The 15,979-nt window shown below is 63.4% G+C and carries 14 protein-coding genes; 11 read left to right on the top strand and 3 right to left on the bottom strand.

Features of this window, described 5'->3' with window-relative positions; all coding sequences use genetic code 11:
• Positions 1-134: 134 nt before the first annotated feature.
• Together ASG84_RS21765 and ASG84_RS21770 are read left to right on the top strand one after the other, a co-directional pair.
• Positions 135-1,631, top strand: a complete 1,497-nt coding sequence (locus tag ASG84_RS21765) for an ATP/GTP-binding protein (protein WP_057479092.1) — start codon at positions 135-137, stop codon at positions 1,629-1,631.
• The gene (locus ASG84_RS21770) at positions 1,628-2,407 is read left to right on the top strand and encodes a methyltransferase (RefSeq protein WP_156399657.1); all 780 of its coding nucleotides are present in this window, start codon (positions 1,628-1,630) and stop codon (positions 2,405-2,407) included. The genes ASG84_RS21765 and ASG84_RS21770 overlap by 4 nt, the downstream gene beginning before the upstream one ends.
• Before the next feature lie 532 nt (positions 2,408-2,939).
• Here the strand turns inward: ASG84_RS21770 and ASG84_RS28355 are convergent.
• The gene (locus ASG84_RS28355) at positions 2,940-3,134 is read right to left on the bottom strand and encodes a hypothetical protein (RefSeq protein ID WP_235581777.1); all 195 of its coding nucleotides are present in this window, start codon (positions 3,132-3,134) and stop codon (positions 2,940-2,942) included.
• Between the two features lie 200 nt (positions 3,135-3,334).
• Between ASG84_RS28355 and ASG84_RS28360 the strand changes: the two genes are divergently transcribed.
• From ASG84_RS28360 to ASG84_RS28370, 3 genes are all read left to right on the top strand, one after another.
• A partial coding sequence (locus ASG84_RS28360) for a TraM recognition domain-containing protein (RefSeq protein WP_235581778.1) occupies positions 3,335-3,952 on the top strand: 618 nt, incomplete at its 3' end.
• 16 nt (positions 3,953-3,968) lie between these two features.
• Positions 3,969-4,451: a TraM recognition domain-containing protein gene (locus ASG84_RS28365; protein ID WP_057479095.1), complete on the top strand. Its 483-nt coding sequence runs from the start codon at positions 3,969-3,971 to the stop codon at positions 4,449-4,451.
• A 297-nt stretch (positions 4,452-4,748) separates the two neighbouring features.
• Positions 4,749-5,189 (top strand): hypothetical protein, encoded by a 441-nt coding sequence (locus ASG84_RS28370; RefSeq protein ID WP_235581800.1) that lies wholly within the window; start codon positions 4,749-4,751, stop codon positions 5,187-5,189.
• A gap of 170 nt (positions 5,190-5,359) precedes the next feature.
• Here the strand turns inward: ASG84_RS28370 and ASG84_RS21790 are convergent, their stop codons facing one another.
• Positions 5,360-6,508, bottom strand: coding sequence for a CdaR family transcriptional regulator (locus ASG84_RS21790; RefSeq protein ID WP_057479097.1), 1,149 nt, complete (start codon positions 6,506-6,508; stop codon positions 5,360-5,362).
• A gap of 228 nt (positions 6,509-6,736) precedes the next feature.
• Here ASG84_RS21790 and ASG84_RS21795 point away from each other — a divergent pair, with 228 nt between their 5' ends.
• The 6 genes from ASG84_RS21795 (at position 6,737) to ASG84_RS27190 (ending at position 12,574) form a co-directional block, all read left to right on the top strand.
• Positions 6,737-8,098: a sodium:solute symporter family protein gene (locus ASG84_RS21795; RefSeq protein WP_235581779.1), complete on the top strand. Its 1,362-nt coding sequence runs from the start codon at positions 6,737-6,739 to the stop codon at positions 8,096-8,098.
• 116 nt (positions 8,099-8,214) lie between these two features.
• On the top strand, positions 8,215-8,613 hold the full coding sequence (locus tag ASG84_RS21800) for a RidA family protein (protein ID WP_057479099.1): 399 nt from the start codon (positions 8,215-8,217) through the stop codon (positions 8,611-8,613).
• The gene (locus tag ASG84_RS21805) at positions 8,610-9,914 is read left to right on the top strand and encodes a D-amino acid dehydrogenase (RefSeq protein WP_082521147.1); all 1,305 of its coding nucleotides are present in this window, start codon (positions 8,610-8,612) and stop codon (positions 9,912-9,914) included. The genes ASG84_RS21800 and ASG84_RS21805 overlap by 4 nt, the downstream gene beginning before the upstream one ends.
• A 131-nt stretch (positions 9,915-10,045) precedes the next feature.
• Positions 10,046-11,455, top strand: coding sequence for an ethanolamine ammonia-lyase subunit EutB (locus ASG84_RS21810; RefSeq protein ID WP_057479305.1), 1,410 nt, complete (start codon positions 10,046-10,048; stop codon positions 11,453-11,455).
• Positions 11,452-12,282, top strand: a complete 831-nt coding sequence (gene eutC / locus ASG84_RS21815) for an ethanolamine ammonia-lyase subunit EutC (protein ID WP_057479100.1) — start codon at positions 11,452-11,454, stop codon at positions 12,280-12,282. The genes ASG84_RS21810 and eutC overlap by 4 nt, the downstream gene beginning before the upstream one ends.
• Positions 12,275-12,574, top strand: coding sequence for a WhiB family transcriptional regulator (locus tag ASG84_RS27190; protein WP_082521148.1), 300 nt, complete (start codon positions 12,275-12,277; stop codon positions 12,572-12,574). Before eutC ends, ASG84_RS27190 begins: the two co-directional genes overlap by 8 nt.
• Positions 12,575-12,603: 29 nt before the next feature.
• Here ASG84_RS27190 and mobF read toward each other — a convergent pair.
• Positions 12,604-15,978, bottom strand: a 3,375-nt coding sequence (gene mobF / locus ASG84_RS21820; RefSeq protein WP_057479306.1) for a MobF family relaxase, incomplete at its 5' end; no start/stop codon positions are given.
• Position 15,979 lies beyond the last annotated feature (1 nt).

Consider the following 15,979-nt stretch of genomic DNA (forward strand, 5'->3'; position numbering starts at 1 on the left):
GAAGCCGCCGACGAATCAGCGATCAAAACCATCACCTGGCAGGACGACACGCACGACGTCGCCCTGTTCACCACCCTTCCCTTCGCTCGCGGTCTCGCCGTGACGCGCCACACCAAGTAGCCCAGGAGATTTCGATGCCGCAACACACCACCCGTCGCCCCTCCACCCGACCCGCCGCGACCGAGCAACCGGTACGCCCGCGGTTGCTCGGCGGCGATCGCGAACGGCTCGGCGACGGCGGTGCCGTCCTCGAGGCCGCGCAGGCGCTCCCGAAGCGGATTGCCCGCCGCAAGCCACCTCGGCGGTTCGCGCTCCTCGACCGTTACGGATGGTACGAACCCCGCTCCGAAGGTGCGTGGAGTACGACCAGGCAGTCCGAAGCGCTGAACTTGGCCATCAGTCGCCGCAGTGCCCGCCACCAGGGAGCGGTGACGGGCCTGAACCGGATCTCCCAGGACCTGGTGATCACCGACCCGTTCGAGCTCTACGGCACCGACATCTCCAACATCAACGTCTGCGTCGTCGGGGACATCGGCAAGGGCAAGTCCTCGATGATCAAGACCGCGTTTTTGTGGCGGCAGATCATCTTCGGCCGACAGGTGGTGGTCATCGACAAGAAACGCCAGGGCATCGAAGGCGAGTACTCCATCTTCGCCCGCACCCTCGACGTGGAATCGGTCCGGTTCAAAACCGGTGGCGGCGGCGCCAGGCTGAACCTGCTCGATCCGGCGATCACCACCGGCGGTGAACACGCCGGCGGTCTCGACGGTGTCACCCCGGCCGGTCAGGAAGCCCTCGTGCTCGCCGTCCTCGCCGACACGATGGAACGCCCGCTGACCACACCGGAGAAGAGCGCCGTCGGCCGAGCGTTGGAGCTGGTCAACGCCGACGCCGCAGCCACCGGTCGTGCACCGGTGCTCGAGGATCTCGCGCGCCGCCTCGTCGAGCCGTCCACCCACGACGGCTCTTACTTCGGTGACCGCTGGTCCGAGCGCTCGCTCGAATGGGGCTACGAGCCAGGCTTGGCCCTGCTGCGTCTGGTCGACCGGGACCTCAAAGGCCTCGTCGACGCAGAAACCTCCCCGGAGGTCCGGGAGGCGCTCGAGCACCCCTTCGCACACTTCGACGTCTCCGCGCTGCCGACCGAAGGGCCTGCGCTACGGGTGGTGATGACCGTGATCAACACCTGGCTGGCGAACCTGCTCGCGGCACGCTCGTCGGTGTCCAAGCAGACCATCCTCATCGTCGAGGAAGGCTGGCACGTCGCCGAAGGATCGACCGGCACGGTGTTCCGGTCGAACATGAAACTCTCACGCGGACTGGGCCTGTCGACCGTCTCGGCCTTCCATCACCCCTCCGACATGTCCCACGATTCCCCCGCTCGGGCGCTCATGCAGGAGGCGGGAATCGTGTTCCTGTTCGCGCAGGAACGCTTCGACGATGCCCGCGAGACCGCGGAGATGTATCACCTTCCGCCCGGGTCCATCGACATCATCATGGGCCTGGGACAGGGCGAATGCCTGGTCAAGATCGGCTCGTCCGATCCGATCCTGATGGAACACGTCCGCTCCCCGCAGGAGATCGCCCTCACCGACACCGACGCCGCCGTGAAAGGAGTCAAGCCCGCATGAGCACCTCATCGCCCTCCTCGTCAGCGGCCCGGTGTTCCCGCCCCATCGACGTGCGCGTGAGCTCGCGGGCCCCGATCGGGTACGACGACACCTGCGCGAGCGGGGAGAGGCGGTTCCTATCCCCCTCCGCCGCAGCACGATTCGCCGTCAGCCATGCCGCCGCCCTCGACGCCGGTGTCCCCGGGATCACCGTCACCATCGCTGTCGAGGGACACGACGAGGTCTGTGTGTCCGGCACCGCCGGCGAGATCGCCTGCGCCCTCGCCGCCATGGCGATCTACAGCGCCGGCGTCCGCACAGCGCGGATACCGGCACCGGACTACCTGCGTGCCGCCGTCGATGAGGTCACCCTGCCGATCCAGTGGCAGGGCAGCGCCGGGGTGGAGGCCGGGGTCGATATGCGTGTGCTCTCGACTCGGCCCGACCCGCTGCCGTACTCGACGCTGCTGCTCGGACACTGGGCACCGGACCTCGCGCACCGCCTCGCGCACGACCTCGCCCGCTCGATCACCGAGCGCAGTGGTCGACGCAGCCCGGTCACCGTGACCTATCTCCCCGACCAGGGGCGGTACGAGATCACCCATCCCGACCCGATTTCCGATGCCGACGCCGACGCGGTGGCCCGGTACATCCGGATCACCCGACTACGAGCCAACCTCGGCGCCCTCGACCCGGTGGCCGACGCGGACTGCGCTGTCGGTCTCGCCGCCGAGCTGCATGTGCTCGAAAGCTATTCCCGCCGTGTCCCTTCCACCGACGACAGGACAGTTCGATGAGTGCGATGCAATCCCCTCCCCGCCGGCCCAGCGATCCGTTCGTTCCGTCCGAGGTCTGGGTCGGTGCCGCTCTGATCGTGGGTCTGGTGTTCGCTGTCGCCGGCGGCGGCATGGTCTCCTCGCTGGTSTCGGGCAAGGTGATCGCGATGCCCACCAGCCTCGGTGAGCTGTTCTCGATCTTCCGCGGGTTGGTCACCAACCCGTCGGACCCCGCGGCCGCGTGGCCGGCGACCGCGCAGCCGGGCCCGGCGTGGGTGACCTGGGTGTGCATCCTGGTGCTCGGTGCGCTGTATACCGCTGTGGCGCTGTGGATCAGCTCCGAGATCGACGACTGGCAGCACCACCGCGGTCAGGCGCAACGTGGTTTCGCCGGCCGACGTGAGCTCGCCCGGGCAGGTATCGACGAGAAGAGTGTCCGCACCGCTGCCGTTGCCACGCGTTCGTCGTTGAAGGGCACGCGGGCCTCGAGGCTGGACGCGGGCGAGGTCGCGATCGCGTTGGGCCGCAACATGGTCGACCCCGACAGGGTCGTCTACATCAAGCAGAACGACTGCATGCTCGTCGAGGGCGTCACCGGGTCGGGTAAGACCTGGCGTGTGGCGTATCGGCGCTGCATGGACGCACCGGGGGCCTTGCTGGTGACGTCGACGAAAGTGGATCTGATCTCGGCGACGTACGAGCACCGCGCCGCGCTCGGGCGGGTGTCGATCTTCGATCCGGACAACATCACCGGATGGCCCGACCCGATCCGCTGGTCGATCCTCTCCGGTTGTCAGGATCCGGACGTGGCGATCCGACGCGCACAGAGCTTGGTGTCGGCAATGCCGATGGGAGACACCAAGAACGGCGGCTACTGGGAGGACAAAGCAGTGGTGCTGCTGCGCTGCTACCTGCACGCGGCCGCGATCAGTGGTGTCGGCAATGCCGATGGGAGACACCAAGAACGGCGGCTACTGGGAGGACAAAGCAGTGGTGCTGCTGCGCTGCTACCTGCACGCGGCCGCGATCAGCGGCGCGGACCTGGCCACGCTGCGCGTATGGGTGAACTCCCGCAAAGGCCGCGAACCACGCGAAATCCTGATGCGGACGATGCCCGGCTGGGAAGCCGAACTCGGCCAGATCCTCGACTCCGGATCGGACTCCTCCGACGACATGATCGGCGCGGCCAGCAGACTCCTCGCCCCGCTCGCCTCCCCCGCACTGCTCAAGGCGGTCGATGTGCCGATGCACGAGTCGTTCGACATCGACGAGTTCATTCGATCCGGCACGGACACGCTGTATCTGGTGTCGAAGGGCAAGGACAATTCTGCGGCCCCCTTCATCGCGGCCCTGGCCAGCGAAGTGCACTACCTCGCCGATCGCCACTCGCAATCCCTGCCCGGTGGCCGATTCGATCCCCCGATCCGGTTCGAGCTCGACGAAGTCAACAACGTCGCCCCGATCCCGGGCCTGCCGGATCTGATGTCGGACTCGGGCGGCCGAGGCATCACCATCCACGCCTACGCCCACAACGAAGAGCAGAACAAGCTCCGCTGGGGCGCGGTCNGGCCTGCCGGATCTGATGTCGGACTCGGGCGGCCGAGGCATCACCATCCACGCCTACGCCCACAACGAAGAGCAGAACAAGCTCCGCTGGGGCGCGGTCGCCTGCAAGATGTTCGCCGACAACTCCCCCGCCCGCCTGATCCTGCCCGGCCTCAAAGGCGACGAGCTGCAAGCGATCTCGAAGATGCTCGGCGACCGGTACGAGTGGCAGCCCTCCGGCAACGCCCAGTCCGGCCCGACGCTACGAGAGGTACCGGTGATGTCGCCGGCGCAGATCCGTCAGATGGACCCCGATCAAGGCCTGCTGATTTACCGGACCGCGCCGCCGATCCTGGTGCACCTGCCGACGGTGTGGGACGAGAAGGAATCACGTGCCGCGGTGCTGCGCTCGCAGCAGGTGTTCGACGAGATCGTGGCGTCGGGCACCGCGCCACGTACCGAGGTCCGGTCCGGCGCGGTAATGCTCGACAAGGTCAGTGACGGGACGACACTGTCGTGACCGCCCCCGGCGGCGAGCAGGAAGAGTTGGTGCCTTCGCGGTTCACCTGGCGCTACCTCGACGCCGAGCAGGCTCGGGCCCTGTGGTCGGAGCTGATCGACTGGACCACCTGGCTGCGCGAGCGCTACGAGCTCGGCACCAAGATCCCGCCGTGCTGGTACCGCCACGATCCCGTCGTCGAGGAACTGAGCGCCCTGATGGCGGCGTGGACCGATGCNCGAGCGCTACGAGCTCGGCACCAAGATCCCGCCGTGCTGGTACCGCCACGATCCCGTCGTCGAGGAACTGAGCGCCCTGATGGCGGCGTGGACCGATGCCTACTACCGCGGAGACGAGTACCGAGACGACCTCACCGCCTGGCACACCCAGTGGTTCCGGCCGCTCATGGCGCGCATCCGTGACATCTCGGACTTCGACAGCTGCACCCACGATCGGTGCGCTCACCGCCCGCTGCCGCCGGCCACACTCGCCGGGATCGAGGAGTTCGCCGACGCCGACGTCGACGCCCGCCCCGAACCACTCCCGGACCCTCCTGCACAGGTCGTCGCCGTCACCGCGGCCGAGGAAATGCGCACCATCCCGGCCGACGACATGGACATGGCCATCGACTCCGGCCTCGCCGAACCGGTTGATCCTGCCGACTCCGACAGCCCCGTGAGATTCGAGGGCATCGAATGGACCTTCAACGCCCGCATGGGTGCCTGGCTTCCCTCCACCTATCCCGAAACCCACCCCTAAGCTGCGTGCACGGATCCATTCCTGGCGACCATGCCGCCCGTCGCTGCACCGACCATGCCCGTCCTCCGAACCGTAAGACACCGGGTCGTGCGCCATTACCGACAACCAGTAACGGCTCACGTACGGTCGAAAAAAGGTTCTGGCTCCGAGGGATTGGACTTCAAATGGAGTCAGTATGAATCGGCCATCAGCACCGCGATGTACAACAGCACCGCATCCCCATTTGGCCCAGTCGTGTAGCCGGTTAGCTTTTCAATTTTTGTCAACCTGTAGGTGAGCGTATTTCGATGTAGATGCAGCTTCTCAGCGGTTTTCGAGGCGTTGAACCCACACTCCCCCCACACCATCAAAGTCGTTCTCAATACTGTCCAGTCAGGTGTTCGCACCGTCTCCCCCAAGACTGTGTGTACGAGCCTCCGCCGTGCACTGTCAGGAATCGCTCGGACTGCTTGGTGGAGTCGTAAACGCTCGATGTCGTAGATGTGCCGACTCGGAGTTACACGCCTGCCAATCTCCAGGGCATCCCGGGCATCTTGAGCAGAGATGTTCAGTTGTACGACACCCGAAGCTACCGGACCCATCGCAGCGAATAGAGTCAATCCGTGCGCCCTGCCTCGCTCTATCAGCTTTCCCCAGCGTTGGGCACGGTCCGACACTCCATCGACCAGAGGGATTGCCGCAACGACGTTGCGCGAAAGCCGGCCGACTATCTCTTGCGACGCCTTTGAGGACTGCCTGAGCCACTCCAGAACGCTCACTGCGGGGTCGACCTCTGTGCGTTTGACATACGCCGGTGGTGCAAGGTGTTCGACCCCAATCAGAACCACTTGCCTTAGCGCATTCATGTCGTAGTCAAGTGCTGCTGCTCGATTTTCGACGCTTTGCTGCGCCATGTCACTTCTGTGCAGTTCGAAAATGTCGCGAAGGAAGTCTTCGGCGGCCCGTTGACGTGAGACCCGAACTCCGATCCGGTTGGCTTCGCTCATTAAAATTTCGGTTTGCCGCTTGACGATTTGGCCGAATTGTACGACCAGTTCGGGCGCGCCTGAGAGGCCGACTGTGCCGACCACCTCGCCGTCCAGGGCGAGCGGAAGGGTCGTGCCAGGCAGGCTGCCCTCAAGGTTTCGTACATCGGAACTTGTGTGACTGTGGGTGCTGTTTGTCCTGATCACCACCACCGAAGCTTCGTGAAACTGGCCTACTCGGTTCTGATCGCCACTGCCGAGGACTATGCCGGTCGCATCGGTGATGAGCACGTTATGGCCGATGACCTCGGTAATTTCCACAGCTATCTGCTGTGCAAGTTCCGTCCTGAGCACAAGCAACTCCTAGTTAACAGCGACGCAACACCCGATCGCACCCTTTGTGCAACATGCCCAACGATACCGTCCGTGCGCCTCAGATTGTGGGCCTTTTGATGAAGACCTGAAAGTGGCAGACGTCATACGATTTGTGCACCATCGAGCGAGGAGAAACTAATGGAAGTCCTGGATTGGATAGCAGTCGCAGCCTATTTTGCGGTGTTGATCGTAGTCGGTGTGCAGACAATGAAAAAGGTATCCAATGCAGACGATTTCGCCGTTGCAGGTAATCGGATTGTCTGGCCGGTCTTCTTCGGCAGCCTCGCCGCCGCCTTCCTGGGTGGCGGCGCGTCGCTAGGAGTAGCCGGAGCGACCATGCGCGACGGATATGTCTACATGTTTGCGTTCTGCGCCTTCGGAATTCAGACCGTTCTAGTCGGACTATTCGTGGCACCCAAATTGAAGCGATACAAAGGCGCACACACACTTGGCGATGTGATGCACGCGCACTACGGCAAACCCGCACGGGTAATCACCGGCGGCTTGTCCATCGCACTCTGCACCGGCATTCTCGGAGCACAGGCACTGGCAATCGGGACCGTCGTGAACGCGACACTCGACGTCCCGCCAACCCTGGCGATCATCCTAGGGATGGGGGTGACCGTTCTCTACTCAACCTTCGGTGGCGCATGGGCGGTGATACAGACCGACCTTCTGCAGTTCGTATTCCTCGGGATTCTCATTCCCGTCACACTGCTGATCGGTCTTCACGCTGTCGGCGGACCATCTGCGCTGGTCGACGCACTCCCAGCCGAAAATATGACCCTGATGGGCGACTACAGCGTCATGAAATTCGTCGGATTGTTCGCAGCATTGCTGCTCGGTGAGACATTGGTGCCGCCATACGCACAACGCACCTTCTCCACCCCTGACTCGTCCCACGCGCGAAAGGGCTTCGTCACCGCGGGAATTTTTTCTTTCTTCTTCTTCTTCATCTCCGCTTCCATCGGAGCTGTCGCGTACGTTTTGTATCCAGGTATCGAGCCCGACTCCGCGCTCCCCACGGTGGTCACGAACCTGATGCCTATCGGACTCCTTGGACTGCTGGTCGCAGCCCTTCTCGCAGTGGTGATGTCCACAGCTTCCAGCTACATCAACTCCTCCGCGGTGGTCTTCACTGACGATCTGTACCGGCCATTCGCCAAAAAATCGACGTCACAACGCAAGCGGCTCAACATCGAACGAGTTCTGAGCGTCGCAGTCGGCGCGGGTGCCACCATCTTTGCACTCACAGTCCCCTCGATCGTCGACGCGCTGCTGTACAGCTACACACTGTGGGCTCCCACCATGATCGTGCCATTGTTCGGTGCCGTGCTGTTCGGTGTTCGTTCCGCACCCGCCGCATTGTCCGGTATTGCAGCAGGCGCTGCAGTCACTGTTGTCTGGCAGTGGGTTTTGACGAGCCCGTTCGGACTCGACGGATTGCTGCCCGGCGTCGCTGCGAACCTGATTGCCTACACCGTCGTGGCCGTTGCTACAAGCAAGAAGTATCCCCGCCGCGCCGAAACGCTTACACAACCATCACTCGACAACACCGGAGCGCACTGACATGGTCGAGCTACTTTTCTATGGAGCGCCCGCCGTCGCAATAGCTGTCACCGCATGGTGTGGGTTTCTCGGCTGGCGGTTTTATTTCCAAGAAGTTCTGAAAAAGGAAGAATGACATGAGCATTACAGCAGCAAACGTCAACGGCATCGCAGATGCACAATCGCCCTATCCCGCGTATGTGCAAGATCAACAAAATATCTATGTTTCCGGGCAGGTAGCTTTCGATGACGACGGCAACATCGTGGGCGAGGGCGATCCGGCGAAACAGACCGAGGTTGCGATCGACCGCCTTGCGCGGGTCCTGGCTGCGGCAGGCTCCGATCTCGACCATGTTGTTTCCACCACCGTTTACCTGACGTCAGCAGATTTTGGTAGCGAGATGAACCGAGTATGGCGTAAGAAGTTCGGTCAGCACAGGCCAGCACGCGCAACAGTGATCGCCGGCCTCCTCGACGACCGCCTAATGGTCGAGATCACCGCGATCGCAGTCGCATTCACAAAGGACAGCGAATGAGAATTGCGGTGCTAGGCGGCGGTGTGATCGGTGTGACGAGCGCGTTCTACCTGGCGCGGGATGGTCACGAGGTAACGGTGTACGACGAACGTGACTCGGTCGCCGATGACACCACCGCTAGCACGGCGGGACTAATCGCACCGGGTCACTCATACGCGTGGGCCTCACCCCAGGCACCCCGGATGTTACTGCGTTCACTGGTGGGTGGTCAGACCTCCATTCGGGTAAAACCTCGGTTCGACCCCGCACTGATCCGGTGGGGTTTGTCGTTCATCCGCGAATGCACTCCGGCCCGCAGCCTGCGCAACACCCTCGCAAAGTACGAACTGGCCTGCTTCAGCCAAAACCTGCTCAAGCAGCTGACAGCCGACGAATCGCTCGAGTACCGCCAGACGAACGGCGGGATCCTGTACTTGTACCGTGACGCAGGTGCCCTTGAGGAGGCGAGCCGCAAAGCCGACTTGATGCGGGAACACGGTAGGTCCCAGCGCTTGCTCACCAGAGAGGAGACGCTGAAGGTCGATCCGGCTCTCGCAAACAGCACAATCGAGTTCGTGGGAGCTATCCACGACGAAGAGGACGGCACGGGGGACCCAGCTCAATTCACCCGAGAGTTGGCCGCCGCAGCCGCGCGCCTGGGTGTTCGGTTCGAGTTGAACACTCGTATCAAGTCTCTCCAGACGGACGGGACCAACGTTCGCCGGGCCATGACCGACACAGGCGTCGAAATTAATGCTGGTTGCTACGTCCTCGCGTTGGGCAGCGCATCGAGCCGACTGGCTCGGACGGCAGGACTGCACGTTCCTGTGTACCCAGCCAAGGGTTACAGCGTGTCGGTCGCCATCCGTGATCAGTCTCTCGCACCCCGCACCGGTGGAATCGACGAGCGCTCGCTGGTCGCATGGTCGCCGTTCGGTGACACTCTGCGGATGTCGGCGGTTGCCGAGTTCGCTGGCTACGACAAGGCGCATACACCCTCAAACTTCGCCGAGATCCGTGCAGCGGGGAACGAGCTATTTCCAGGCGCCCTGGATTGGAACTCGGTCGAATATCGCTCCGGGCTGCGACCGATGACTCCCGATGGGCCGCCGATCATCGGACCGACAAGGCTGAACAACCTTTACATCAACACTGGGCACGGCCATGTGGGATGGACAATGGCCTGCGGTTCCGCCTCGCTCCTCGCTGCAGAACTGGCCGGAAGCTCGTCGCCGATTGACCCCACTCCCTACCGCTTCGATCGCTTCTCCAGACGGGCCGCGAGGCGGTCCTCAGATCAACGGGCTCGAACCGGCTCGTAGCCCTCGACCCAGTAGCCGCTCTGGTCGACACCTCGGCCGTCGGCCAGAGCGACCGCATTCTCTGTTGTGGCCGGTCACGAGAGAACGGCGCTCCGCAGAGCCCGTTCACCCGGTCTAGAAAAGGAATGACCATGCCCTTCTGCCAGCAAATCTCGGGAACTAACTACACGTTCAACTCACTGATCGAAGTAATGGCAAAGGCCTCACCCCTACGATCGGGAGACGAACTTGCCGGATGCGCAGCACACTCCGACGCCGAGCGAGCCGCGGCCTGTTGGATACTCGCAGATCTACCGCTGACAACATTCCTCGAGGACCCATTGGTTCCGTACGAGACCGATGACGTCACCCGTCTGATTATCGACTCCCACGACCAAATCGCGTTCGCACCGATCTCGCACCTCACAGTCGGGGGGCTTCGTAACTGGCTGCTAGCAACGGCGGCCACCAACGACTGCAGCACAGTTCTGTCGGCAGTGGCACCCGGTATAACACCCGAAATGGCAGCAGCAGTCTCGAAGATCATGCGAAATCAGGACCTGATTGCGGTCGCTAGGGCAATAACGGTTACAACGGCATTCCGAACCACCATTGGACTACCCGGCCGCATTGCGACTCGACTGCAGCCCAATCATCCCACCGACGACCCCCGTGGTATCGCGGCCGCAACGCTGGACGGACTGCTACTGGGATGCGGCGACGCAGTGATAGGCATCAACCCCGCCACCGATTCGCCACGGGCGACCGCCGCACTTCTTCATCTACTCGATGACATACGTTTACGATTCGATATCCCGATGCAGTCCTGTGTGCTGTCCCACGTGACAACAACATTGGGCCTCATGGAAAACAACGTTCCAGTCGACCTGATCTTCCAGTCCATCGCCGGCACCCAAGGAACCAACACGAGCTTCGGTGTCACGATCCCGATGCTGCTCGAAGCTGCGGAAGCAGGGCGCTCACTCGCACGAGGCACTGTGGGAAACAACGTCATGTATCTCGAGACGGGGCAGGGATCCGCCCTGTTTGCGAACGCCCATCTAGGTACCGGTGGAATCGCCGTCGACCAGCAAACTCTCGAGGCTCGCGCTTACGCAGTCGCCCGCGTCCTTGATCCGCTTTTGGTCAACACCGTAGTGGGCTTCATCGGACCCGAATACCTTTACAACGGCAAACAGATAATCAGAGCTGGTCTCGAAGACCACTTCTGCGGCAAGCTCCTCGGCCTCCCGATGGGCGTCGACGTTTGCTACACCAATCATGCCGAAGCAGATCAAGACGACATGGATGTTCTCCTTACGCTACTAGGAACGGCAGGTGCCGCGTTCGTCATCGCAGTTCCAGGTGCAGACGATGTGATGCTCGGCTACCAAAGCCTGTCGTTTCATGACATTCTTTACGTCCGGGACATCATTGGCCTACGCCCCGCACCGGAATTCGAGCTTTGGTTGAGAACCCTTGGCATGGCTGACGTGAACGGTCGAATTACGCCCATAGACCTCGCTGCATCACCACTTCTCGGCTTGGCAGGCAGTCGGTGACTGATCACTCGCCGTTGGTTGAATCCTCCGACGACATCTGGAAAGAACTACGAACCGCTACGCAGGCGCGCATCGGTCTAGGCCGAACGGGCAACGCCCTGCCTACAGTGCGCGTACTTGACCTCAAGACTGCGCACTCCTCAGCCCGCGATGCGGTACACATCCCACTGGACGCCGCCGAATTCGCCTCGACCATCGAAAACGCGGGAATTGGAACACCCCAATTCGTTCAATCCGAGGCCCAAAATAGAAGTGTCTACCTTCGACGCCCCGATCTAGGTCGAACACCGAGTTCGCTCAGTCACCTCACTGCCGACCACAGCGACCTTGGCTTCGTTCTCGCTGATGGTCTATCACCCCGTGGATTGCTCAGTCACGGGGCAGGACTACTCCACGCCCTCATTGCCGAGCTGTCGACCAGCTACACCATTGCCCCGCCTGTCATTGCGACCCAAGCGCGGGTCGCGATAGGCGACCATATCGGTGCCGCGCTCGGTGTTCGCACCGTAGTAGTGATCATCGGAGAACGTCCGGGTCTGTCGGTAGCGGACAGCCTCGGTATCTACCTCACACACTTGCCTGGGCCCGGTTGCACCGACGCTGATCGAAACTGCATCTCGAACATCCATCCCCCCGACGGTCAGAGCTACATTCGGGCAGCCAGGACCGTGGAAACCCTCCTGGCCGGTGCACTCAAACTTGGACGATCCGGCGTCGAGTTGAAAGACGAAACCGGCATGGATCTTGCCGGAACGGAAACCCTCACAATCGCACGGCCCTCCTCACAAGAGGAACCATACGAATTGAACGGCAGCACCAATGACTGATCTGCCACCGCCACAAACCGAACATTGGGACTGGCAGCTAAATGCAAGGTGCAGATCCATGCCGAGCGCCGTCTTTTTCGCACCTGAGGGGCTCCGCGGACACACTCTTCGCTACCTCGAACAAGAAGCAAAAGCCATCTGTCGCCTGTGCTCTGTAGTACAGACATGCCGCAACTACGCACTCAAAGATGAGCAATCTCAGGGCATTTGGGGAGGCACGACCGCCGCAGAGCGGACTAAGCACCGCAGCTCGCGGTGTTCGAAGGGCGGTGAGCAGCGTCCACTAGCCTAACCAATTGCGTCGTTGCTCCTACTGGATTCTCAGATGCGTCGTGCTCGAAAATGTCCAGCCCGTCGGGCTTGCTGTTGGCGGAGTTGTTCGCGGCGTTCGGCTTTACGTTGCTCGGCGAGGCGGCGTTGTTCTGTCGCGCGCTGCTCGGCGGCCTCTCGTCGCGCCCGGTCGGTGTCGACGATCGGATCGGGCGTCGCAGGTTGCTGAGTCGGCACCGACTGCTGTCCGGGGCCTGCGTGTGCGGGAACCTGAGCGGGTGCGGTGACTGTCTTGATGCGGGCGTTGACCTGGTCCCACGCTCGGGCCGCTTCACCGTATTCGGGTCGGTCGCCGATGAGCGTGCGGTCGGTGTCGATGCCGAATTGTTCTCGGTAGGCCCCGACTTGCCCGGCGGTGATCTGCCAGCGCAGTCGAGCACCACTGGAGTCGGGAACCTCGCCAAGGTGGCGGGTCCAGGCGGGTTGCTCGTCGACGGCGTTCTGTCCGAGCTCGCGGGTGCGTTCGGCGATCTCGGTGTATCTCCGCCGGCTCCAGGCGACGAGTTCGGGGTCGATTCCTTCCCGGTCCTGCATCGGCGGCAGCACCCAACTCGGAGCACTGTGGTCGCGTGCTTCTCGGCCGAGGGGCCAGCGTCGTTCGGCGTCGTCGAGCAGATCCGCTGCACTCGGGTCGGGGTCGGTGAGACCACGGCGCAGTTCCACGATCGCCGCGTGCGGGTCTTTGCCGGCGCGTTCGGCACTGCGTAGGTGCGCGGCGAGGTCTGGCCACGCCCCGTCGTCGCCGAGGATGGTCTCGGCGTGCTCACCGAACTGGGTCCGCAGCGTCGGTTCGATGTTCTGCGCCCAGGCGTGCATCTCGTCTGCGCCGTTCGCGATGTGCTTTTCGAGTCGCCAGTGCATCACGGCGGAGACGGAGTCGGCGCTGGCGAGTTCGCGCTCCGAGCGGGCGGCGGCGAGGGTGGGGGCGGCGTCGAGGCCGAGCTGCTCGGCGCGGCGGTACTGGTGGACGAAGGTGTCCCATTCGGCTTCGGCGATCATCGTGTTCGCCAATTCCGGCCCCATGTTCTCGCGCACGATAGCCTCGATGCGGTGCGCGTCGATGAGTTCGCCCGCGTACTCGTATCCGCCGACGTTGTAGTCGAGCTTGCGGTGTGCGACGGCTGCGTCGCGTTGCTGTTCGGTCGCCGAGACGTCCGAGCCGTCGCGGCCGATGATGGTCCGCACGACTTCGTCGGCGATCTTCTTGTCCGGATGCACGTGGATCAGGTGCGGGTCGACGATCCGGTCGATCGGCACGTACAGCTGGCTCCTGTCGCGGCCGCGCGTGAGGGCGACGTAGAGGGCTTGCCGGTTCATGGTGTCGTCGACGAGGACGTGAACCTGGTCGACGGTCATGCCTTGCGACCGGTGGATGGTAGCGGCATAACCGAGCTCGCAATACTCCTTGACGTAGTGGGCCGGCAGGCGGATGCGCCCGCCGTGCTCGGGGTGGCGCACGGTCAACGATCCGTCGCGGTGCGCAGTTTTGACCGTCCACAGGTCACCGTTGCAGACTCGTTCGCCGCGGGTACCGGTGACGCGCAGGCTCGTGTCGTTGTGGCGGGTGACGATGAGATCTCCTGCGCTGGCGCGCAGTCCGTCGGACAGGTCGTTGCCGCCTTTCTTGACCAGTCCCTTGGCAAGGCGATCGGTGCGGGCCCGGTCGTTGAGGTCGCGGACGGCGTGGTTGCTGTTGGCGATCATCAGCGACGTCGTCTCGGTCTCCGAGGTCTCCGCCCAGGCGGTGAAGACTTTTTCGGCGAGGTCGTCGGCCATGCCGTGCTGCACGCGGTCTTTCGCGGCGTACCAGGCGGCGACGGAGGTGTCGCCGTCGCGCAGCCGCAAGGAGATCTCGGCCTCTTCCTTGTCGCGGAAACGGTGAACGTCGACCAGTTCCGGTGCCGCGCTCGATCGGGCGACCAGTCGCAGTGCACCGCCCGTATCGACTGCGGCGAGCTGCTGCGGGTCGCCGAGTAGGCGGACCACTGCGCCGTGCTCGGCTGCGATGTGAGTCAGCCGGTCCAGATTGTGTGTCGAGGCCATGCCTGCTTCGTCGACGAGGATCATTGCGCCCGGGGCGATGCCGGTGTCGAGTTCGTTCTCGTAGCGGGTGAGGACGTCGTCTATCGTGCGGCCGGTGACACCCAGTTCGGTGCCCAGGACGTCGGCGGCTTTCGCGGACGGTCCCAGGGCGATCACGTCGTATCCGGTACTGCGCCAGGCGTCGACGACGACGCGCATGGCGGTGGTCTTGCCGGTTCCGGCCGGACCGACACCGGCGGCCAGGAGGGCACCGGAGAATAGGAAGTGCTCGACGAGCGCTTTCTTGTCCGCGCCGAGGTCCCAGCCTTTGCGTTGGGTGTGCGCGGCCAGGGCGGCGGTGTAGGCGTGGGCAGGTGCCATCACCGCGGTCGGGGTGTGGGCGGCACCGACGAGGCGGTGTTCGGCGGCGAGGATCGCTGCGCTGGTGTAGGTCTCGTTGCCGTGCACGGTCAGGATCGACGCACCGTCGCTGCGCTGCAGCGCTGCCGGTGTCGCGTCGACCTGACGAGTCAGCCGAATCGACTCCGCGCCGAGCGCGGCTTCGGTGACCTTCTCGGTGACCGCATCCCGCTCGGCCACGCACGCGAACACCAGTGGCCGTAGTTGTCGCTGGACCTCGGCCTGGATGTGCCAGCGGTTCCAACTCGAGCGTTGCTGTGCGATGCGTGCGACTGCGGTGCGGGCGATCTCGCTGTGGTCGATCGAGGCGGCATCGGTGACGGTGATCGTGTTCCCGGTGCTCGTCTTTAAGGCTGAGTTCAGGGCTCGTCGGCCGACGACGTCGAGCGCGCGTTCGCGCCATTCCGCGCGCTGGGCATCGAGCGATTTCGGGGGTGCTTTCTCGTTGCGGGTCTCCAGGGTCGCTTGGTCGGCGAGGCGCATCTGCATCGCGGTCGAGGGATCTTTGCCGTGGGTCTTGCGGTAGTCCGACACGAGCTTTTCCAGCCGTGACTCGATGGCGTCGCGGCGGGAGAACTCGCGGAGCAGTGCGGTGGGGATACCCTCGATTTCGCGGACGGCGCGTTTGTTGAGTCCGGTCCCGGGTCGGTCGGCGAACACGGTGCCCAGCTCACGGGTGACGTACTCCTCGATGAGGGTGTTGTAGCGCTCGGATGCGGCGACGGCGAGCTTGTGCAGCACGCGGCCATCTAGGCTGCGCCATTTGCCGTCGACGCCTTGCACTTTGGTGGAGATCGCGACGTGGGTGTGCAGGTTCGGGTCACCGTTGCGGTTGTCGCGGTGATCGAACCGGGTGTACATCAGGCCGGTCGATTCGATCTGTCCGATTCCTGCACAAGCGATGTTGGTGTTGGCCACCGAGTCN

The sequence above is a fragment of the Rhodococcus sp. Leaf278 genome, assembly GCF_001426085.1.
In the GTDB taxonomy this organism is placed as follows: Bacteria; Actinomycetota; Actinomycetes; order Mycobacteriales; family Mycobacteriaceae; genus Rhodococcoides.

Coding starts and splice junctions, on each gene's coding strand:
- ASG84_RS21770 (WP_156399657.1), top strand. CDS start 1,628: ATGAGCACCTCATCGCCCTCCTCGTCAGCGGCCCGGTGTTCCCGCCCC.
- ASG84_RS27190 (WP_082521148.1), top strand. CDS start 12,275: ATGACTGATCTGCCACCGCCACAAACCGAACATTGGGACTGGCAGCTA.
- ASG84_RS28370 (WP_235581800.1), top strand. CDS start 4,749: ATGGCGGCGTGGACCGATGCCTACTACCGCGGAGACGAGTACCGAGAC.
- ASG84_RS21805 (WP_082521147.1), top strand. CDS start 8,610: ATGAGAATTGCGGTGCTAGGCGGCGGTGTGATCGGTGTGACGAGCGCG.
- ASG84_RS21765 (WP_057479092.1), top strand. CDS start 135: ATGCCGCAACACACCACCCGTCGCCCCTCCACCCGACCCGCCGCGACC.
- ASG84_RS21800 (WP_057479099.1), top strand. CDS start 8,215: ATGAGCATTACAGCAGCAAACGTCAACGGCATCGCAGATGCACAATCG.
- ASG84_RS21795 (WP_235581779.1), top strand. CDS start 6,737: ATGAAAAAGGTATCCAATGCAGACGATTTCGCCGTTGCAGGTAATCGG.
- ASG84_RS21810 (WP_057479305.1), top strand. CDS start 10,046: ATGCCCTTCTGCCAGCAAATCTCGGGAACTAACTACACGTTCAACTCA.
- ASG84_RS28355 (WP_235581777.1), bottom strand. CDS start 3,134: ATGTTGTCCGGATCGAAGATCGACACCCGCCCGAGCGCGGCGCGGTGC.
- ASG84_RS28365 (WP_057479095.1), top strand. CDS start 3,969: ATGTCGGACTCGGGCGGCCGAGGCATCACCATCCACGCCTACGCCCAC.